Source organism: Umezawaea sp., assembly GCF_036375055.1.
Taxonomy (GTDB): Bacteria; Actinomycetota; Actinomycetes; order Mycobacteriales; family Pseudonocardiaceae; genus Umezawaea.
The window spans coordinates 59500-78844 of the sequence record NZ_DASUSQ010000112.1; the positions used below are offsets into that span (position 1 = coordinate 59500).

Sequence of the window (19345 nt, forward strand, 5' to 3'; positions counted from 1 at the left end):
TTCCCCTCGCTTCGCGACCGGCCGTTCTCGTGCGGTCTCAGCAGCCGCTCTGCTTCATCAAGCCGGTTGCGTCGTCGTCCATCGCCAGGTACTGCTGTTCGACCAGGTCCAGGGCGTCCATCGCGGACTTGAGCTGCCGCTGGTAGCTCGTCAGCGCGCCCAGCGCCGAGTCCCCTGACTCGAAGGCGCGCTCGTTGAACTTCTCCGCGGCTTCCACGCTCACGCCGTCGCCTGCCCAGGGGCGGACCCTGACCTCGGTGACCGCGAGCTCGATCTGCTGGTCCAGTTTCGTCAGCGCGTTCGCGAAGGCGCTGCGGAGACTGGGGATCGCTCCTGGCTCCACGGTGAGCGTGTGGGTAGTCAGGAACGCCTCGACGTCGGCACCACTAACCTCGGACGGCATCCCGGCCTCCTGCGTAACGTCGTTCTCGGTCGACACTCTAGCCATGCGGGTGGACCACCAGGGAGGGGCTGAACCGACATCCCCCCGAGTGGGTCAGCGCTGTTCGAGCAAACCGCTCAACGCGGCCTCCGCGGCGCGCTGGGCGCCCGCGCAGAGCGTGTCCTGGGTGGCCTTCTCCTCGTTGCCGCCGTCCCGGAACATCACGTCCAGGAACTGCCCCTCGGCCACGTCCACCTCCACGTTGCACACGTCCTCGATCCCCGGCGTTCGGATGATCATCGCCGGGAACCCGCCGATGGTCGTGAACTCCGGCTCCACCTGCGCGTTCTCGGAGAGCCACACCCCGACGCCCTCGACTGTGACGAGCGCGAGGCGCATCACGTTCCCACTGATGCCACTCCGGAAGGAACACACCTTCGACTCCCCGAAGGTGGAGTCGACGTAGGCGTTGGGCGCGTGGTCGAGGCTGAGCTGGGCCCGCTGCTCCTCGCTGAGGACGGTGCACGGGTCGAGCCCGTCGAGCTTGACCTCCCTCGGCCTCGGCAGCTGCGAGACGGTGGTGGTGGTCGTCGTCGCGGGTTCGGTCGGGGTGGCGGAGGAGGACCCGTGGTCCGCGGTCGGGTGGGGCTGCGCCGAGCAGCCGGCGAGTATCAGTGCAGGTAGGGCGAGCGCGATCAGCAGGAGACGCCGCATGGGCGTTTACCGTAGTACCGGGGCACGACAGTTCCGCTGCTGCGGGGTGACTAGTCGGTGGCGAGCTTCGACCAGATCTGGAGGTCGTGGTGCTCCCCGTCGACCAGTTGCGCGCCGCGCAGCCGACCCTCCAGGGTGAAACCCGCCTTCTCGGCCACCCGTTGTGATGAAGTGTTTCCCACGGCCTGGCGGTAGCTGATCCGGTGCAGGTCGACGAAGCCGAAGCCGAACCCGGTCACGGCCGTGGCCGCGTGCACGGCGATCCCGCGCCCCCGGTGCTCGGCGGCGGTCCAGCAGACCAGCTCGGCCGACCCGTTGTGCGGGTCGACGTCCTTCAGCGCGACCTCGCCGACCGGGTGGCCCAGGAGCTGGTCGCACACCGCCCACGAGTAGCGCTGGTCGCTCTCCCACTGCCAGGCGCGGAACTCCACGTACTTCCGCGCGCCCGCCGCGTCCGCCACGAGCAGGCCGCCCTGCCAGCGGCGGATCTCCGGGTCGGCGAACGCCGCCACCAGCGCCGCGCCGTCGTCGATCCGGTCGTCCGCGCGCAGCTGCCGCAGGTAGTACTCGCCCGCGTTGATCTCGACCGGCTCCACGGGGGCACTCTAACCGTTGTCGCTGGTGAAGCCGTCGTGCTCCTCGGCGAGCGCGTCGAGCCAGTCGCGCCGCGACCCCGCGGGACGGCCGTCCGGCGCGGTCAGGAGTTCCACGACCCAGTCGGCCGCTTCGGCGTCGTCCTCGCCCGCCAGCAGTTCCCGGTGCACGGCGGCGGGCGCCCAGCCCGCCCCGGCCAGCTCCCCGGCGAGCCGTTCCGCGGCCTCGCGCTCGGGCAGCACCAGCAGCACCTCGTCGGCCACCGCCCTCGGTTCGACCTCGGGCGAGCCGTCCAGCAGACCCCGCGCGACCAGGGCCTCGCGCAGCGCGGCCGTCGTGGGGGTGTGCACGCCGTCGATGCCGATGGACCGGGCACCCGCGGCGTTCTCCTCCTTGTCGTCGCAGAACACCGTGCCGCCCGGCGAGTGCTGGAGCACCCGCAGCGCGCGCCGGAACGCCTCGGGCGACGGCTTCGCCACGCCGATCCGCGCCGACGACACGACGGCGTCCACCTCGCGGTCGAGGCCGAGCAGCCGCAGGTCGTCCGGCAGCCTGCTGGTGGCGTTGGTCAGCAGCGCCACGCGGCAGCGCGTCCGCGCCCGGCGCACCAGGGCGAGCGCCTCGGTGACGACCTCGCCCGGCCGCGACCACGCGGCCACGGCCGCGGCGGCGCCGGGTGCGGCGAGGCGGTCCACGACGGACGCCCGCCACACCTCGTCCGGCACGGCGCCGACCAGCGCGGGGGTGATCAGGTCCGGGGCGAAGCCCGCACGGGCCAGCGCGCCGCGCGGCAGGCCGTGGGCGTCCTCGACGGGGGCGTCGGGCGGGAAGCGCCGCAGCACGCCGTCGAGGTCGAGCAGCAGCAGGGTCGGGGTGGTCAGCGCCGCCGCCCGCGGTCGCGCCTGCCGTCGTCGCCGAGCGCGCTGCCCACGAGGACCGCGATCACGGGGATCACCAGGAAGACGAACGGGTTCCGGACGATGAAGAACAGGGCGACGGCGAGCAGCCCCGCCAGCGGCACGGCGACGCGCAGCAGCCGGTGGCCCAGGGGTGACCCCGTCGACCGGGGGAGCACCGGCCCCGACACCGGCTCCGAGAGCGGGACCTGCCCGAACCCCGGGTGCGGCAGGGGCAGGTCGGCGAACAGCGCGAGCAGGTCACCGCGGGTCTTGGCGGTCGTGACGAGCGCGGAGCGGTCGCCGTACTCGTCCAGTTCGAGCCGACCGGCGCTCATGTGCTCGCCGAGCGCCCTGAGTGCTTCTTCGCGCTCGGCGTCACCGATGCGGATGTCGGACTCGCTCACACCGTCGAACCTAGTCCTTCAGTTCGCAGAGCACGGTCCCCTGCGTGACGGGGGAGCCGGGCGCGGCCGAGAGACCGGTCACCGTGCCCGCCTTGTGGGCCGTCACCGGGTTCTCCATCTTCATGGCCTCCAGGACGACGATCAGCTCGCCCGCCTCGACGACCTGGCCCTCCTCGACGGCCACCTTGACGATCGTGCCCTGCATCGGGGCGGCCACCGCGTCACCGGACGCCGCCGCGCCCGAACCGCCGGAGCGCTTGCGGGGCTTGGCCTTCGCGGCCGACCGGCCACCGCCCGCGCCGCCGCCCCCGCCGAGCGCGAGGTCGCCGGGCAGCGAGACCTCCAGCCGCCTGCCGCCGACCTCCACGACCACGGTCTGCCGCGGCTCGTCCTCGCCCGCCTCGGCGGGGTTCGCGAACGGCTCGATCCGGTTGTCGAACTCCGTCTCGATCCAGCGCGTGTGGACGGTGAAGCCGTCCTCGGCCGTGAACGCCGGGTCGCGCACGATGACCCGGTGGAACGGCAGCACGGTCGCCATGCCGTCCACGACCATCTCGTCCAGCGCCCGCCGCGCCCGCTCGATCGCCTGCTCGCGGGTCTCGCCCGTGACGATCAGCTTGGCCAGCAGCGAGTCGAACTGCCCGCCGATGACGCTGCCGCTCTCCACACCCGCGTCCACCCGCACACCGGGGCCGGACGGGGCGCTGAACAGGGTCACCGTGCCGGGGGCGGGCAGGAAGCCGCGACCGGCGTCCTCGCCGTTGATCCGGAACTCGATGGAGTGCCCGCGCGGCGCCGGGTCCTCGGTGAAGCGCAGCTCCTCGCCCGCGGCGATCCGGAACTGCTCGCGCACGAGGTCGAGCCCGGAGGTCTCCTCGCTGACCGGGTGCTCGACCTGGAGGCGCGTGTTGACCTCCAGGAACGAGATCGTGCCGTCCAGCGCCACCAGGTACTCGACCGTGCCCGCGCCGTAGTAGCCCGCTTCCTCGCAGATGGCCCGCGCCGAGCTGTGGATCGCCGCGCGCTGCTCGTCGGTCAGGAACGGCGCCGGGGCCTCCTCGACCAGCTTCTGGTGCCGCCTCTGCAACGAGCAGTCGCGGGTGCCGACGACGACCACGTTGCCGTGCTGGTCGGCGAGCACCTGCGCCTCGACGTGGCGAGGCTTGTCCAGGTAGCGCTCCACGAAGCACTCGCCGCGGCCGAACGCCGAGACGGCCTCGCGCACCGCGCTGTCGAACAGCTCGGGGATCTCCTCCATCGTGCGGGCGACCTTCAGGCCGCGCCCGCCGCCGCCGAACGCGGCCTTGATGGCCACCGGCAGGCCGTGCTGCTCGGCGAAGGCGATGATCTCGTCCGGCCCGCCGACCGGGTCGTTCGTGCCGGGCACGAGCGGCGCGCCGGCGCGGGTCGCGATGTGCCGGGCGGTCACCTTGTCGCCGAGGTCGCGGATGGCCTGCGGGCTCGGCCCGATCCAGGTCAGCCCGGCGTCGATGACGGCCTGGGCGAAGTCCGCGTTCTCCGAGAGGAACCCGTAGCCGGGGTGCACGGCGTCGGCCTCGGCCCGCTTGGCGACGTCCAGGAGCTTGTCGACCGACAGGTACGTCTCACCGGACGTGCCGCCGTTGAGGGCGAACGCCTCGTCCGCCAGGCGCGCGAACGGCGCGTCCCGGTCCGGGTCGGCGTAGACCGCCACGCTGGAGAGGCCGGCGTCTCGGCACGCGCGGATGACCCGGACGGCGATCTCACCGCGGTTCGCGACGAGGACCTTGCGCAGTGCCACCACGTCCTACCTCCCAGGCGACGACGACTCGGGGAACAACCAGCAGCTTAGTGACCCACCAGTAACCTCGTGACCGAGAGCATGCTCACTTTCCAGGGGAATCCTCCTCCATTCGGACGCTCCGCGGAGGGACACGTGACCGAGGCGCCCAAGACGGTGCTGTTCGCGGCCGGTGCGGCGGTGCTGGTCATCGTCGGCTGCCTGGTGACGGCCTACGCGCTGAGGCCCCCGTCGGCGCCGGAACCGCGTGCCGACGAGTCCTCCTCGGCCGACGCGGGCCTGCGCTGCGGCACGACCCCGTGCCGCCCGGTGGACGCGTCGACCGTCGGCGAGGACGTGGTGGAGGTGCTGGTCGGCGAGGGCGGCGGCCGGGTCAAGGTGACCGGTCCGGCGGGCACGACCGTCTTCGAGTCGACCGTCGTGGAGTCCGGCGGCCAGATCGACGCGCAGTCGCTGGAGTGCGTGTCCGCCCAGGTCAGCGTGTGCCTCGTGCGCGGGAAGGCCGGTGAGGAGCTGCTGGGCGAGGTGCTGGTCGGCCGCGCGGGCGGGTGGACCAGGGCCCAGGCGCGCTACCTGGCGACCGGCGGCTACCTGGCGCTGCACGACGCCGACGGCGACCGGGTCGCCGACGTCGTCGCCGTGCAGCGCCCGTGCGACCCGACGGGCTGCGGGAAGTCCTACGCGCAGGTGTTCTCGTTCACCGCGGGCAAGCCGCTCCTCGGCTGCACCGCCGCCGTGAACGCCCTCGAAGACCTGCCCGGATGGCCGACGGTCGCACCAGCGGCCGCCGACCTCCGGTCGTGCGTGGCCTGACCCGTGGTCAGGCCGGGACGGGCTCGCGAGCGGGCTCGGGGCCGTCGAGCAGCGGCGGGGCGCTCGGGGCGTTGAGCACCTCGTCGTCGATCAGGCCCTCGCCGCGCGCGACCAGCACCGGGACGGTGATCTGCCCGGCCACGTTCGTCGCGGTGCGGACCATGTCCAGGATCGGGTCGATCGCGTAGACCACGGCGACACCGGTCGCGATGACCTCCGGCGGCAGGTTCACCGCGCCGAGGGTCAGCGTGAGCATGGTGAACCAGCCGGTCGTGCCCGCCGTGGCGATGGCGCCGAACACGGCGACGGCGATGATCAGCAGGTACTGGCCGACGCCGAGCTGGATGCCGAACAGGTTGGCGATGAAGATCGTCGCGACGGCCGGGTACACCGCGGCGCACCCGTCCATCTTGGTCGTCGTGCCCAGCGGCACGGCGAAGCTCGCGTAGTCGGCGTCGACGCCGAGGTTCGCGGCGGTCTGCCTGCTCAGCGGCAGCGTGGCGCCCGACGAGCGGGACACGAACGCGAACTGGATCGCCGTCCACGCCTTGGCGAAGAACGTCACCGGGCTGACCCCGCCGACGAACTTCAGCAGCAGCGGGTACACCACGAACAGCACCAGCAGCGCGCCCGCGTAGACCGCGGCGATCAGCGAGAACAGCGGCTTCACGAAGCTGTTGCCGTAGGTCGCGAACGCCGAGCCGATCAGGCCGAACACGCCGAGCGGGGCCAGCAGGATGATCCAGCCGACGACCTTCTGGACCAGGTCGAACGCCGAGCGGGTCAGCGCGACGAACGGGGCGGCGCGCTCGCCGATCGCGTACGCGGCGAAGCCGATCAGCAGCGAGATGAACACCACCTGGAGCACGCGGCCCTCGGTGAACGCGCTGAACAGGTTCGACGGCACCAGGCTGTCGAAGAACGCGCTCCACGAGCCGGTGTCGCGGGTGGCGAGCTTGTTCAGCGCCGACTCGGACGGCGTGACCTGCACACCGCTGCCGGGCTTGAAGACGATGCCGATGGCGAGGCCGATGAGCACCGCGACGAGGGACGTGATCGCGAACCACAGCAGCGTCTTGCCGCCGAGGCGGGCCGCGGTGCGGGAACCGCCGAGCCTGCGCAGGCTGGTGATGCCGACGACGATCGCGGTGAAGACGAGCGGGATGACCGTGAGCTGGAGCAGGTCGGTGAAGACCCCGCCGATCTTGGTCAACGTGGCCACGAGCCACGTCTGGCCGGTCTGCTTGGCCAGGAACCCGGTGAGGGCGCCGAGCACGAGCCCGGCGAGGACGGTGAGGCCGAAGACCTTCGGCCTGGTGTACGCGCGGATGAACGACACAACTGCTCCGAGGTGTGCGCGGGGAAGGGGGTGACGGGGCCGTTCCCCCCGGTCAGCCCGTGCTCTTCCTGCGACCAAGGTCGATGTGCCGTCGGCGCGTCAAGAACTCGTTCATCTCAGCTCCCCCAACGTCGTGAGCGTGGGTCGAGCTTCCCGAAAACCGCTGGTTGTGACCAGGGCTACCACATGTCGGACACCCGAACGCCGATCTCGGCGAGCAGGCGGCGGGTCAGCGGCAGGCTGATCCCGATCACGCTCGACGGGTCGCCGTCGATGCCGTCGACGAACCAGCCGCCCAGTCCGTCCAACGTGAACGCGCCCGCGACCTGCAACGGCTCGCCGGTCGCCAGGTACGCCTCCAGGTCGGCCTCGTCCGGACGGCCGAACCGGACGGTCGTCGGCTCGCTGTCCGCGCCCCGCGCCGCGACCTCGCCGTCCCGCAGCCTCAGCACGGCGTGGCCGGTCAGCAGCGTGCCGGACGTGCCCGCCATCCGCCGCCACCGGTCGCGGGCCGCCTCGACCGTGCCCGGCTTGCCCTCCAGCGACCCGTCGGCGGTCAGCAGCATCGAGTCGCAACCGATCACCACGGCGTCCGGGAACTCCGCCGCGACCAGCGGCAGCACCGCCTCCGCCTTCGCGACGGCCAGCGCCGTCACCACCTCGGCGGGCTTCGGGTCGACCAGCGCGGCGGCCACCGCGTCCTCGTCCACACCGGACACCCGGACGACGGGCTCGACCCCGGCCGCGCGGAGGACGGACAGACGGGCGGGGGAGGCCGAAGCCAGCACTAGGCGCACGTGATCAGCCTAGTGCCGGCTCCCCGGCTCACCCCGCCCGCTCGACCAGCACCGGCTCGGCCGCCTGCACGGGGGCGGGCCTGCGCATCGCCAGCGTGCAGGCGGTGCCGACGAGCAGCACGGCCACCAGCATCCACATCGTGTCGCCCGCCGCGTCGGTGAACGCCGCCGGGTAGTCGCCGCGCGTGCTGGCCAGGTGCGTGTCCAACCGGGCCTGGAGCAGCACGCCGACCGCCGCGCTGCCCAGCACCGAGCCGATCTGGCGGGACGTGTTGAAGATGCCGGAGCCCGCGCCCATCAGCTTCCGGTCGACGCCGCGGGTGGAGATGTTCGCCAGCGGCGAGAACACCAAGCCCAGGCCCGCGCCGCAGACCAGCAGCTCGGGGATCAGCTCCCAGCTCGCGATGCCCGGCTCCAGCCGCCACGACAGCAGCGCGATGCCGAGCGCCAGCAGCGCGAAGCCGGTGGCGGGCAGGAACCGCGCCCACGGGCGGTCCGACAGCTTGCCGGAGATCGCGCTGAACGTGCCGGACAGCAGCGACATCGGCGCCGTCAGCAACCCGGACTCCACCGCGGACAGCCCCAGCACCGACTGGATGTAGATGATCAGCGGCAGGAACAGGCCCGTGACGCCGAAGCCGATGACGACGTTGGCGGCGTTGCCCAGCGAGAAGTTCCGGTTCGCGAAGATCCGCAGCGGCAGCAGCGGCTCCTTCTTGTTGACCGCCTGCCACACCACGAACCCGATCAGCAGCACCACGCCTGCGGAGATGATCTCGGGGATCGTGACCGGCCCCCACACCTCGCCCCACGCGTACTGCTGGCCCTCCTGCACGCCGAACACCACCAGCGTCAGGCCGACGCAGCACAGCAGGATGCCCAGCGGGTCGAAGCTGTGGCTCGTGCCGGGCTGCCAGTCGGGCACCAGCACGGCCGTGAGCACCAGCGCGACCACACCGACGGGCACGTTCACGAAGAAGATCCACTCCCACCCGAGGTGGTCGACCAGCACACCGCCCAGCAGCGGCCCGGTGACCGTCGCGACACCCGCGACCGCACCCCACAGCCCCATCGCCCCACCGCGCTTGGCGGGCGGGAACAGGTGCGTGATGAACGCCATCGTCTGCGGCGTCATCATCGCCGCGCCCAGCCCCTGCACACCGCGCGCCACGATCAGCGCCTCGACCGACCCGGACAGCCCGCACCACAGCGAAGACCCGATGAACACCACCAGGCCCACCAGGAACAGCCGCTTCGGCCCGAACCGGTCGCCCAGCCTGCCGGTCAGCAGCAGCGGGACGGCGTAGGTCAGCAGGTAGACGCTGTTGACCCAGATGATCTCGTTCAGCCCCGCGTCCAGGTCCTCGATCATGGACGGGATCGCCACGTTCACGATCGTCGTGTCCAGCAGGATCATGAAGAATCCGAGGCACAGCGCGGACAGCGCCGCCCACGGGTTCACTTGCCGGCTCATCGCCGGTCCTCCTCAAGCTCTTCGATGCGACGGTGCGCCGCTTCGGGCCATGGCAGCTCGTCGGACGAGAGCTGCTCGATCAGCCGTTCCACCCAGTCCAGCTCGGCCTGCCGCATCGCCCGGCTGTACCGCAGGTCGATCCAGAACAGCGGATCGACCTCCCGCGCCCCCAGCTCCGAGATGGCGGCGTCGACGGCGGCGATCTCCCCGCCCAACGCCAGCACCCGCGCCCGCAGCCCCGCGAGCGCCTCTTCGGGACGCACCGTGTGCAGGTGCTGGGCGGCCATCGCGAACCGCGGGTGCTCGACCGCGACCGCGGAGATGCTCGTCACCACCTCGGACCGAAAGGCGTCCAGTCCGAGGTCGGTCAACCGGTACGTGGTCCGCTCGGGCCGCTTCCCGGCACGACTCGTCTCCACCACGGCGATCAGCCCGTCCCGTTCGAGCTTCTCCACGGCGTGGTAGAGCGACCCGACGGTGACCTTGGTCAACCGGTCGAGCCGACGTTCGCGGATCTTCTGCTGGATCTCGTAGGGGTGCATGGGCGCCTCGTGGAGGAGTTCCAGCACCACCATGGCGAGGGGACGGATGGCGGCCACCACGTGCTCCGTTCTGATTATTCGATCTGGAGTATATGACGTCGCGTAGAACTACCGATGCGCACGACCTGTGGCCTTGGGCACGCTGGGCGTGGTGAAGCACTGGTCACTGGTGAGCGCACGCCCACAACCCACCGGCTCACGCCACGCGACACTCGTGGTGGTCCTGTCGGTGCTGGCGGGCATCGCGGTGGTGGGCAGGGTCCTCTCGGCGGACCCGATCGCCTACGGCGTCCCGGTCTGGCCGTTCGCCGACACCGCGGAACAGGCGGAGAGCAGAGTGATGACCTCGGTGGCGAGCGCGGCGAGGACGAGCGCGGCGAACGAGGGGAACCTGAAGAAGATCCCGGAATCGGTAACCGCAACCGACGTGGAAGTGCTGCGCACCCGTGCGCGGCACGACGGCCTGGCCGTGTGGCTGCTGCTGCGCCTGGAAGTGCCGGCGGTGGGAACCAGGTGCAGGGAGGTAGTGGTCTCGGGCGCGACACCGGTAGAGGTGAACAGCCGCCACGTCACCTGCTGACGAACGGGGAGCCACCGCTTTCCCTGAAGCGGTGGCCGGTTCTGCCCAGGGGTTCGACCCTTGGGACTTGTGATCGGGCAGGCTTCCGGGACCGCCCCTCCAGCCCGATCAAGGGTCGAGTCGAGGGGGCCCCGAGTCACGTTGGCCGTCCCGCTGGGACCGGCAGCCACCAGATCCGACGGGACCGGCAGCCACCACGGCGTCAGCACCTACCGAGGCAACCCGGAAGCCCGCCACCCCCCGACCCCCGGCCTCAACGCCCCCCGAACCGACCGAGCCGGATTCCCCCACTCGGACCGAGCGGCGACCGGCCCCGGCACAGCCCCACCCCCGGCCATCCCGGCCACCACCGCGACCAGCGCCGCCAGCTCCTCGGCATCGGGCTCCCCGCGGACCACCCGAAGCACCACCCGGTCGGCGCTCACAGCGGGATGTTCCCGTGCTTCTTGGGCGGCATGCTCTCCCTCTTGTCCCTCAGCACGTTCAACGCCCGAGCCACGTACCCCCGCGTGTACGAGGGCGGGATCACCGAGTCCACGTACCCCCGCTCCGCCGCCACGTACGGGTTGCACAGCGCGTCCTCGTACTCCGTCTGCAACCGCGCCCGCAGCGCGTCCACGTCCTCGCCGGAGCTGACCGCGTTCGCCAACGTCTTCCGGTGCACGATGTTCGCCGCCCCGGAAGCCCCCATCACCGCGATCTGCGCCGTCGGCCAGGCCAGGTTGACGTCCGCGCCGAGGTGCTTCGACCCCATCACGTCGTACGCCCCGCCGTAGGCCTTGCGCGTGATCACCGTGACCAGCGGGACCGTCGCCTCCGCGTAGGCGTAGATCAGCTTCGCCCCGCGCCGGATGATCCCGTTCCACTCCTGGTCCGTTCCGGGCAGGAACCCCGGCACGTCCACGAACGTCAGCACCGGCACGTTGAACGCGTCGCACGTCCGGACGAACCGGGCCGCCTTCTCCGACGCGTCGATGTCCAGGCAGCCCGCGTACTGCGTCGGCTGGTTCGCCACGACGCCGACCGGGTGGCCGTCCACCCGCCCGAACCCGACCAGGATGTTCGGGGCGAACAGCGGCTGGACCTCCAGGAACTCGCCGTCGTCCAGGACGCGGGTGAGCACCTCGTGCATGTCGTACGGCTGGTTCGCCGAGTCCGGGATGAGGGTGTCCAGCTCGCGGTCCTCGTCGGTGACCGAGTCCTCCAGGCTGCCGTGCAGGAGGTCCTGCGGGGCGTCGAGGACCGGCGCCTCCGCGAGGTTGTTCGACGGCAGGTAGGACAGCAGTTCCTTGACGTAGGCGATGGCGTCGTCCTCGTCGCTGCCCAGGTAGTGGGCGTTGCCGGACTTGGTGTTGTGCGTCCGGCCCCCGCCCAGCTCCTCGAACCCGACGTCCTCGCCGGTGACGGTCTTGATCACGTCCGGACCGGTGATGAACATGTGCGACGTCCGGTCGACCATGACGACGAAGTCGGTCAGGGCGGGGGAGTACACGTGGCCGCCCGCGTTCGCGCCCATGATCAGCGAGATCTGCGGGATGACGCCGGAGGCCTGCACGTTGCGGCGGAAGATCTCGCCGTAGAGCCCGAGGGAGACGACGCCCTCCTGGATGCGGGCCCCGCCGCCCTCGTTGATGCCGACCAGCGGCCTGCCGGTCTTGAGCGCCAGGTCCATGACCTTGACGATCTTCTCGCCGTAGACCTCGCCGAGCGAGCCGCCGAAGATCGTGACGTCCTGGCTGAACACGCACACCGGGCGGCCGTCGACCGTGCCGTAGCCGGTCACGACGCCGTCGCCGTACGGGCGGTTCTTCTCCAGGCCGAAGTTGGTCGAGCGGTGGCGGGCCAGCTCGTCCAGCTCGATGAACGAGCCGGGGTCGAGCAGCGCGTCGATGCGCTCGCGGGCGGTCTTCTTGCCCTTCGCGTGCTGCTTCTCGACCGCACGCTCCGAGCCCGCGTGCACCGCCGCCTCGGTGCGGCGGCGGAGGTCGGCCAGCTTCCCGGCCGTGGTGTGGACGTCGGCCTCGTCGCCGACCGGTTCCGTGGCGCTGCTCATGGCTAGGCAGCCTAACCACAGGTGAGTGACCGCGTACTGATCAGTAGCTCACGTCACGGGGACGAGCTTGACCTCCAGCGCGGTCGAGGTTGCAGCCTTGACCGGTCCACCCCGCCGCACGTCCCGCTCCGACCGGCGGCGGGGCGGACGTCTTCCTAGGATGACGCGGGTGAGCACGCCTCTGGACGTCGACGCGCTGCGGTCCCGCCTGGTCGGGCCGTACGCCTCGGTCGACTTCACCCCCAGCACCCCGTCCACGAACGCCGACCTGGTGCGGGCCGCCGCCGAGGGCGCGCCCGACCGCACGGTGCTGATCGCCGACGAGCAGACCGCGGGCCAGGGTCGGCGCGGCCGGTCGTGGGTCTCGCCGCCCGGCAGCGGGCTGTACGTGAGCGCGCTGTTCCGGCCCGCCGGGGTCGACCCGGCCCGGTTGCCGTGGCTGACGCTGATCGCGGGCCTGGCGCTCGTGCGGGTCGCGGACTCCGTCGGGGTCGCGGCGACGCTGAAGTGGCCCAACGACCTGCTGCTCGGGCCCGAGCGCGGCAAGGGCGCCGGGGTGCTGGCCGAGGCGAGCGGCGGCGCGGTCGTCGTGGGCGTGGGGCTGAACGTGGCTCCGCTGCCCGCCGACGTCGTGCCCGGTCCCGGCGGGCTCGCGCCGACGTCGCTGGCCGACGAGGGCGCGTCGGAGCTGGACCGGACGGTCATCGCCGAGCGGCTGCTGCTCGCACTGTCGGAGCTGGAGTTCGACTGGCGCCTCTCGGGTGGCGACCCGAGGTCGACCGGCCTGCTGGACCGGTACCGCGAGCACTGCTCGACGCTCGGGCAGCGGGTGCGGGTCGAGCTGAGCGGCGGCGCCGAACTGGTCGGGACCGGTCAGGACGTCGCCGTGGACGGCACGCTCGTGGTGCGCTCCGACGACGGCGTCGACCACTCGGTCTCCGCGGGCGACGTCGTTCACCTCCGCGTGGTCTGACGAACACGCCGAAGGTCCCGAACGGGCCCGGTGCCCGGCGGTACCGTGGCTCGACCGTTCAGCGCCGCTCATCCGGAGGACCGCCGTGGCGTACCCCGACGACCTGCTCAGCCCCACTGAGCACGTCGTGATCCACAATCACCCGCACTGGAAGATGCTCCTGCTCCCGGTGTTCTCCCTCCTCGCGGTGGTGGCGGTCTTCGCCTTCACCGCGTCGCTGGTCTCGGGCCAGTCGTGGTCGGCGGTCGCGCAGATCGCACTGGTGGTTGTCGGGGTGGTCCTGGTGTCCTGGCTGACGTTGGCGCCGCTGGTCCGCTGGCGGACCACGCACTTCATCGTCACGAGCGACCGGGTGATGGCCCGCGAGGGCGTGCTCAAGCGGACCGGGCTGGACATCCCGCTGTCGCGGATCAACAGCGTGCGGTTCCAGCACAGCCTGCTGGACCGGGTGCTCGGCTGCGGCACGCTGATCATCGAGTCGGCGTCGGACGAACCGCTGGAGTTCGACGACATCCCGAAGGTGGAGCGGGTGCACTCCCTGCTGTACCGGGAGATCAACGACAACCCGGACGACGACTACCGACCTGGGAGCGTGGTGGACGATGGGCGCGCGTGACGTGAACCTGCCCGATGTGGTGCCGGGTGCCGGGCTCCCCGAGAGGATCACGATCTGGGAGGTCGGCGCGCGGGACGGGCTCCAGAACGAGTCGGCGGTCGTACCGGTCGACGTGAAGCTCGAATTCCTGGACCGCATGGCCGACGCCGGGTCGACGGTGCTGGAGGCGACCAGCTTCGTGCACCCGAAGTGGGTGCCGCAGCTCGCCGACGCCGAGGAACTGCTGGCCGGACTGGACCAGCGGCCCGGTGTCCGCTACCCGGTGCTCGTGCCGAACGAGCGCGGGCTGGACCGGGCGCTCGCGGCGGGCGTGCGGGACATCGCGATCTTCGCCAGCGCCACCGAGACGTTCGCCAACCGCAACCTCAACCGCACGCTGGACGAGCAGTTCACGATGTTCGAGCCGGTCGTGGCCCGTGCCCGCGCCGAGGGCCTCGACGTGCGCGGGTACGTGTCGATGTGCTTCGGCGACCCGTGGGAGGGCCCGGTGGCGCGCGAGCAGGTCGCGGGCGTCGGCAAGCGGCTGCTGGACATGGGCTGCTCGCAGCTCTCGCTCGGCGACACGATCGGCGTCGCCACGCCGGGCCAGGTGAAGGCGCTGCTGGCGGTGTTCGACTCGGTCGAGCCGCTGGCCGTGCACTTCCACGACACCTACGGCCAGGCGCTCGCCAACACCTACGCGGCCCTGGAGTGCGGCGTCACGACGGTCGACGCGTCCGCGGGCGGCCTCGGCGGCTGCCCGTACGCGGAGTCCGCGACCGGCAACCTGGCCACCGAGGACCTCGTCTGGATGCTCGACGGTCTCGGCGTCCAGCACGGCGTCGACCTCGACAAGCTGGCCGACACCAGCAAGTGGATGTCCGGGAAGCTCGGCCGCCCCAGCCCGTCCGCGGTCGTCCGGGCGCTACGGGGCTGACGCGCGCGTGGCGAAGATGCCGGTGAACGTCAGCTCGTAGACCTTGTCGTCGCCGCGGTAGGCCGCGCCGGTGATCTCCACCAACCCCATCTCGGGGCGGCTCCTGGACACGCGCGCGCCGAGGACCACCATCTCGCAGCGCAGCACGTCACCCGCGAACACGGGCGCGAGCCACCGCAGGTCGCGCCCACCGGGCGAGCCCTGCGACGTCGAGTCCGCCAGCAGGTGGTCGACGTACTGGCGCATCCACAGCGACGCGGTGAACCAGCCGGACGCGGCGAGCCCGCCGAGGACGGACCTCTTCCCCGCCTCCTCGTCCAGGTGGAACGGTTGGGGGTCGAAGCGCGCGGCGAACGCGAGCATCTCATCGCGGTCGACGGTGACCTCGCCGAGCGGGATGGTCCTCCCAGGGGTCAGGTCTTCGAAAGCCGTGGTGCTCATGGGGAGATACAACCACTGGGAACCGTCCGGTGTGGTCGAACGTCCAACGCGCGTGAACCGGAGGTGGCCGTGACGTCAGATCACCGGGGCCAGGTCGAGGAGCTGCTCGCCGACTACCGGCGCAGCCGCGACCAGTTGGCGTCCGTGCAGCGCGACCTGGCGGGCATCACGGCGTCGGCGACCAGTCCGGACGGCACGGTCACCGCGACCGTCGGCACGGGCGGCACGCTGACGGAGCTGGTGCTGGCCGACAACGCCTACCGCGCGCACCGGCCCGCTCAGCTCGCCGAGCTGATCCTCCGCACCACCGAGGCCGCCGCGGCGGTGGCGGCCGAGCGGACCTACCGCACCCTGGCGCCCGTGCTGCCCGCGGACACCGACCCGGCGGCACTCGTGCGCGGCACCGCGGACCTCACCCCCGAGGAGATCGCCCCGCCGCCTCCTCCGCCGAAGCGCCGAGCGCCCGAGGAGGACGACTTCGCGCTGCGCGACACCTGGATGGACGACTTGGGGAGGACGCGATGAGCGGCTTCGAGGCCGACCTGGCCCGGCTGACCGAGGGCGCGGGCGAGTTCACCGGGTTCGCCGAGCGCGCGGGCGGGATCCTCTCGGACCTGTCCGGCGTGCTCGACCCGCTCGGCGCCTGCTGGGGGTCCGACGCGATCGGCCGGAGCTTCGCGAGCGGCCACGTGGTCAAGGCCGACGAGGCGCTGGCCGGGGTCACCGGGCTGTCCGCCCGGTTCGGCGGGGTCGGCGAGCGCTTCGCCGCCACCGCGCAGACGTACGGCCGGGTCGACGGCGGCGCCGCGGGTTCGCTGCGCGACGTCCGGAGCTGAGGGGCGCGACGATGGGCATCCAACTTCCACCGGAACTCGTCGAGGTCGCCGCGAAGGCGGGCGTCACCTGGCCGGAGGCCGACGAGGACGCGATGCGCGCGTCGGCCGCGGCCTGGCGGGACGCGGGCAACCGCATCACCGGCCTGGCGGGCGAATCCGACGGTTCCGCGACCAAGGCGCTCTCCGGGATCAGCGGAGCGACCGGCGACGCGGCCCGCGCGCACTGGAACGGCGTGGTCGCGCCGGACGGCGACCTGAACACCGCGGCCAAGGGCTGCCACGCCGCCGCCGACCGGCTGGAGCACGGGGCCGAGCAGATCGGCGCCGCCAAGGTGGAGCTGGTCCGCGAACTGGTCAACCTGGCCAAGAACAACGACGCCGCCCAGTCGGCCGCCGCGGCGGGGCACCCGACCGCGCTGCTCGGTCTGGAGACCGCGCTGGCCGGTGCGACGGCGAACGTCGCGAACCTGGCGAACACCCTGGCCGCGTCGGTGCGGCTGGACAGCGGTGTCGACGTCGGCGCGACCACCCCGCCGGTCAACGCCAACCCCGGCTCGCACGGGCACGGCGGTGGGCTGCTCGACACCGTCGGCGGCGTGGTCGACCGGACCGTCGGGGCCGTGGCCGCGCCGGTCGCGGGTGTCGTGCCCGCCGTGACGGGTGCCGTGCCCGGTGCGCTGGCGCCGGTGACCGGTGCGCTGCCGGTGGTGGCGGACGTCGTGCCCGCCGTGACCGGGCCGGTGACCGGTGTGGTGTCGGGTGTGACCGAGCCCGTGGCGGGCGTGGTGTCCGGCGTGACCGGGCCCGTGTCCGGCGTGACCGGGCCCGTGGCGGACGTGGTGTCCGGTGTGACCGAGCCCGTGGCGGGCGTCGTGTCCGGAGTCGTGCCCGCCGTGGTCGAGCCGGTTGTCGCGCCGGTGGAACAGGTGGTCCCGGCCGTCGCCGCGCCCGTGGTGGCCGGGGTCGCTCCCGTCGTCGCCGCGCCGGGTGCTCCCGTCGTGGCCCCCGCCCCAGCCGTCGACCTCGGTGCCGTGCCGCCGGTCCAGCCGCTGGTGAGCGCCACCGACAGCACGGTGGCGCAGTCCGCGGCGACCCTGGTCGACCGGCCGCTGCTGCCCGCCGACCTCGGTGCCCAGCCGCAGGCCCCGGCGCAGCAGGCGCCCGCGCCCGCAGCGCAGGCTCCGGCCCAGGCCCCCGGTTTCACGCCCGCGGCTCCGGGCGCTCCCGCCGCCCCGGCGGCGGGAGCGGCGGTGGTGGGTGCCGTGCAGCGCACCGATCCGCCGGTGTCCCAGCGGCTCGGGGACCCGGCGACCGGGCAGCGTTCGGCCGACCCCGGCCAGCAGCGGTCAGGGGAGCACCGGGCCGGGGAGCACCGGTCAGGAGAACAGCGGGCCGGGGAGCAGACCAGCCAGCAGCGGGCCGAGCAGAAGGTCGCCGAGCAGAAGTCGACCGCCGCTCAGCCGCAGCAGACGTCCTCCCCCGCCGCGACGGGCAAGGAGCTGAGGAAGCCGGAGGACCCGGTGGGCGCGCTGGTCGGGTTCTTCTACTTCCGCGCGTTCCCCAGCGGTGCGGACGCGCGGCCCAGCGTCCGCCCGAGCAGGCAGGTCGAGCCGTCCGCACCCGAGGTCGACCACGTGGACGGCCTGCGGTTCGCGCCGCGGGACCACCCGCACGCCGACCTGGTCGACGCCTCCGCCTCCCAGCCGCGCCCCGTGCCGCGCGCGCTGGCACCGGACCACCCGCTGGTGCGGAACCTGACCGACGGCTACGACCCCCAGGCAGGCCTGCACGAACGGGAGTGGGACGCCCGGTTCGTCCGCCGCGCCGACCCGCTGGAGCACACCTGGCCACCCGCCGCGGTGTTCCCCGAGGGCGGCTACGAGGCCGGCAGGCCCGACGTGCTGCCCGCCGGCACCGAGGTCGACCGCTTCGGCACCCCCGAGGGCCGGGTGCTGGCCGCCGCGGGCACGAGGTTCGCCTGCCGGTCGCTGCCGCCCACCGACCTCGCCGCCGGTTACCGCCGCTACGTCGTCAGCCGCCCGGTCCCGGTGTGGCGCACGATCTCCGTCGGCTGGTTCGGCCAACCCGGCGGCGGCACCCGCTACCGCACGACCTACCCCGTGGCCGACCTGGTCGCGCTGGGCTACCTCATGGAGCTGACATGAACACCGAGGCGCTGGCAGGCTGGCTGCGTTCCGTCGGCGTGCCCGACGAGGTCGTGTCGATCGGGTCCGAGGCCGACAACACCTGGTGCCTCACCCGCGGGGGTGACGGCTGGGAGGTGTTCTGGCGGGAGCAGGGCAACCGGTACGACTGGGCCCGGTTCAGCAGCGAGGACGTGGCCTGCCACTACCTGTTCGGCAGGCTCGTGTGGGCGCAGGTCGCGCGCGGCGCGGTCGGCGTGCTCAGCCCCCAAGCACCCTGAGCGCCTCGTCGTGCAGCAGCCCGTTCGTGGAGAGCGCGCTGCCCCGGTCGTAGCGCTCGACGCCCTTGAGGTCGCTGAACCGGCCACCGGCCTCGGTGATGAGGACCTGCGCGGCGGCGACGTCCCACGGGTTCACGATCGCCTCGGCGGCGATGTCCATCGCGCCCTCGGCGACCAGGCAGTGCGACCAGAAGTCGCCGAACGCCCGGTTCTCCCAGGTGGCGTCCATCAGCGCCAGGTAGGCGTCCTGCGAGTGGTGCTCCGCCCACGAACCGAAGTGCGTCGTGGTCAGGTACGCGTCCTCCAGGTTGGCCACGCGGGACACCGCGAGGCGCCGCACGCCGAACGTGTCCGACGAGTACGCGCCCGTCCCCGACGCGGCCCACCAGCGGCGGCCGAGCGCGGGGGCGCTGATCATGCCGACGACGGGCGTGCCGTCCTCCACCAGCGCGATCAGGGTCGCCCAGGCCGGGACGCCCCGGAGGAAGTTCTTCGTGCCGTCGATCGGGTCGAGCACCCAGGTGCGGCCCGCGCCGACCTCGCCGCCGCGTTCCTCGCCCGCGACGGCGTCGTCCGGGCGGTGCTCGGCCAGCAGGACCCGCACCGCGTCCTCGACGGCCGTGTCGGCGTCCGTGACCGGCGTGCGGTCCGGTTTGCGGTCCACGACGAGGTCCAGCGCGCGGAATCGGGACGTCGTGATCACGTCGGCCGCGTCGGCCAGCAGCCTGGCAAGATCAAGATCACTCTCGTAGCTCTCCACACGCCGC

23 protein-coding genes are annotated in these 19345 nt (G+C 72.5%); 9 read left to right on the forward strand and 14 right to left on the reverse strand.

Annotated features, from left to right (window positions below; all coding sequences use genetic code 11):
- Window positions 1-37 precede the first annotated feature (37 nt).
- The 6 genes from VFZ92_RS28745 to VFZ92_RS28770 form a co-directional block, all read right to left on the reverse strand.
- A complete protein-coding gene (locus tag VFZ92_RS28745) occupies window positions 38-403 on the reverse strand; it encodes a transcriptional regulator (RefSeq protein ID WP_330879183.1) in 366 nt (121 codons plus the stop codon).
- Window positions 404-496: 93 nt separating this feature from the next.
- Complete coding sequence (locus VFZ92_RS28750) at window positions 497-1096, reverse strand: DUF3558 domain-containing protein (protein WP_330879184.1); 600 nt, start codon at window positions 1094-1096, stop codon at window positions 497-499.
- 50 nt (window positions 1097-1146) lie between these two features.
- Window positions 1147-1692, reverse strand: coding sequence for a GNAT family N-acetyltransferase (locus tag VFZ92_RS28755; RefSeq protein WP_330879185.1), 546 nt, complete (start codon window positions 1690-1692; stop codon window positions 1147-1149).
- Window positions 1693-1701: 9 nt separating this feature from the next.
- Window positions 1702-2532: an HAD-IA family hydrolase gene (locus tag VFZ92_RS28760; protein WP_330879186.1), complete on the reverse strand. Its 831-nt coding sequence runs from the start codon at window positions 2530-2532 to the stop codon at window positions 1702-1704.
- 35 nt (window positions 2533-2567) lie between these two features.
- Window positions 2568-2993, reverse strand: coding sequence for a DUF1707 domain-containing protein (locus tag VFZ92_RS28765; protein WP_330879187.1), 426 nt, complete (start codon window positions 2991-2993; stop codon window positions 2568-2570).
- Between the two features lie 10 nt (window positions 2994-3003).
- A complete protein-coding gene (locus VFZ92_RS28770) occupies window positions 3004-4773 on the reverse strand; it encodes an acetyl/propionyl/methylcrotonyl-CoA carboxylase subunit alpha (RefSeq protein WP_330879188.1) in 1770 nt (589 codons plus the stop codon).
- A 135-nt stretch (window positions 4774-4908) separates the two neighbouring features.
- Here VFZ92_RS28770 and VFZ92_RS28775 point away from each other — a divergent pair, with 135 nt between their 5' ends.
- Window positions 4909-5586, forward strand: coding sequence for a hypothetical protein (locus tag VFZ92_RS28775; protein ID WP_330879189.1), 678 nt, complete (start codon window positions 4909-4911; stop codon window positions 5584-5586).
- A 7-nt stretch (window positions 5587-5593) separates the two neighbouring features.
- Here VFZ92_RS28775 and VFZ92_RS28780 read toward each other — a convergent pair whose 3' ends face one another.
- The 4 genes from VFZ92_RS28780 to VFZ92_RS28795 all read right to left on the reverse strand — a co-directional run bounded on the left by VFZ92_RS28780 (window position 5594) and on the right by VFZ92_RS28795 (window position 9795).
- Entirely contained in the window at window positions 5594-6925 is a 1332-nt protein-coding gene (locus tag VFZ92_RS28780; protein WP_330879190.1) for a dicarboxylate/amino acid:cation symporter, read from the reverse strand.
- Window positions 6926-7104: 179 nt separating this feature from the next.
- Window positions 7105-7722 carry a Maf family protein gene (locus tag VFZ92_RS28785; RefSeq protein ID WP_330879191.1) on the reverse strand — a complete coding sequence of 206 codons (618 nt, stop codon included), beginning with the start codon at window positions 7720-7722 and terminating at the stop codon, window positions 7105-7107.
- Between the two features lie 28 nt (window positions 7723-7750).
- Window positions 7751-9196, reverse strand: a complete 1446-nt coding sequence (locus tag VFZ92_RS28790) for a DHA2 family efflux MFS transporter permease subunit (RefSeq protein WP_330879192.1) — start codon at window positions 9194-9196, stop codon at window positions 7751-7753.
- Window positions 9193-9795, reverse strand: a complete 603-nt coding sequence (locus VFZ92_RS28795) for a helix-turn-helix transcriptional regulator (protein ID WP_330879193.1) — start codon at window positions 9793-9795, stop codon at window positions 9193-9195. The genes VFZ92_RS28790 and VFZ92_RS28795 overlap by 4 nt, the downstream gene beginning before the upstream one ends.
- Window positions 9796-9871: 76 nt before the next feature.
- Here VFZ92_RS28795 and VFZ92_RS28800 point away from each other — a divergent pair, with 76 nt between their 5' ends.
- Window positions 9872-10318 (forward strand): hypothetical protein, encoded by a 447-nt coding sequence (locus VFZ92_RS28800; RefSeq protein WP_330879194.1) that lies wholly within the window; start codon window positions 9872-9874, stop codon window positions 10316-10318.
- Between the two features lie 209 nt (window positions 10319-10527).
- Here VFZ92_RS28800 and VFZ92_RS28805 read toward each other — a convergent pair whose 3' ends face one another.
- Together VFZ92_RS28805 and VFZ92_RS28810 are read right to left on the reverse strand one after the other, a co-directional pair.
- Window positions 10528-10743, reverse strand: coding sequence for an acyl-CoA carboxylase subunit epsilon (locus tag VFZ92_RS28805; protein WP_330879195.1), 216 nt, complete (start codon window positions 10741-10743; stop codon window positions 10528-10530).
- Window positions 10740-12371 carry an acyl-CoA carboxylase subunit beta gene (locus VFZ92_RS28810; protein WP_330879196.1) on the reverse strand — a complete coding sequence of 544 codons (1632 nt, stop codon included), beginning with the start codon at window positions 12369-12371 and terminating at the stop codon, window positions 10740-10742. The genes VFZ92_RS28805 and VFZ92_RS28810 overlap by 4 nt, the downstream gene beginning before the upstream one ends.
- A gap of 160 nt (window positions 12372-12531) precedes the next feature.
- On the opposite strand from VFZ92_RS28810, the gene VFZ92_RS28815 reads away from it, so the two are divergent.
- From VFZ92_RS28815 to VFZ92_RS28825, 3 genes are all read left to right on the forward strand, one after another.
- Window positions 12532-13344: a biotin--[acetyl-CoA-carboxylase] ligase gene (locus VFZ92_RS28815; protein WP_330879197.1), complete on the forward strand. Its 813-nt coding sequence runs from the start codon at window positions 12532-12534 to the stop codon at window positions 13342-13344.
- 85 nt (window positions 13345-13429) lie between these two features.
- On the forward strand, window positions 13430-13960 hold the full coding sequence (locus VFZ92_RS28820) for a PH domain-containing protein (RefSeq protein WP_330879198.1): 531 nt from the start codon (window positions 13430-13432) through the stop codon (window positions 13958-13960).
- A complete protein-coding gene (locus VFZ92_RS28825; protein ID WP_330879199.1) occupies window positions 13947-14876 on the forward strand; it encodes a hydroxymethylglutaryl-CoA lyase in 930 nt (309 codons plus the stop codon). Before VFZ92_RS28820 ends, VFZ92_RS28825 begins: the two co-directional genes overlap by 14 nt.
- Here the strand turns inward: VFZ92_RS28825 and VFZ92_RS28830 are convergent.
- Window positions 14865-15317 carry a MaoC family dehydratase gene (locus VFZ92_RS28830; RefSeq protein ID WP_330879200.1) on the reverse strand — a complete coding sequence of 151 codons (453 nt, stop codon included), beginning with the start codon at window positions 15315-15317 and terminating at the stop codon, window positions 14865-14867. The genes VFZ92_RS28825 and VFZ92_RS28830 overlap by 12 nt on opposite strands.
- A 69-nt stretch (window positions 15318-15386) precedes the next feature.
- Between VFZ92_RS28830 and VFZ92_RS28835 the strand changes: the two genes are divergently transcribed.
- The 4 genes from VFZ92_RS28835 to VFZ92_RS28850 are packed head-to-tail and all read left to right on the forward strand — an operon-like array spanning window position 15387 to window position 18578.
- The gene (locus tag VFZ92_RS28835; protein ID WP_330879201.1) at window positions 15387-15842 is read left to right on the forward strand and encodes a YbaB/EbfC family nucleoid-associated protein; all 456 of its coding nucleotides are present in this window, start codon (window positions 15387-15389) and stop codon (window positions 15840-15842) included.
- Complete coding sequence (locus VFZ92_RS28840) at window positions 15839-16153, forward strand: hypothetical protein (RefSeq protein ID WP_330879202.1); 315 nt, start codon at window positions 15839-15841, stop codon at window positions 16151-16153. The genes VFZ92_RS28835 and VFZ92_RS28840 overlap by 4 nt, the downstream gene beginning before the upstream one ends.
- 11 nt (window positions 16154-16164) lie before the next feature.
- Window positions 16165-18318, forward strand: coding sequence for a TNT domain-containing protein (locus VFZ92_RS28845; RefSeq protein ID WP_330879203.1), 2154 nt, complete (start codon window positions 16165-16167; stop codon window positions 18316-18318).
- Entirely contained in the window at window positions 18315-18578 is a 264-nt protein-coding gene (locus VFZ92_RS28850) for a hypothetical protein (RefSeq protein WP_330879204.1), read from the forward strand. Before VFZ92_RS28845 ends, VFZ92_RS28850 begins: the two co-directional genes overlap by 4 nt.
- Here the strand turns inward: VFZ92_RS28850 and hisN are convergent.
- Window positions 18559-19338 (reverse strand): histidinol-phosphatase, encoded by a 780-nt coding sequence (hisN, locus tag VFZ92_RS28855; RefSeq protein ID WP_414720041.1) that lies wholly within the window; start codon window positions 19336-19338, stop codon window positions 18559-18561. The genes VFZ92_RS28850 and hisN overlap by 20 nt on opposite strands.
- Window positions 19339-19345 lie beyond the last annotated feature (7 nt).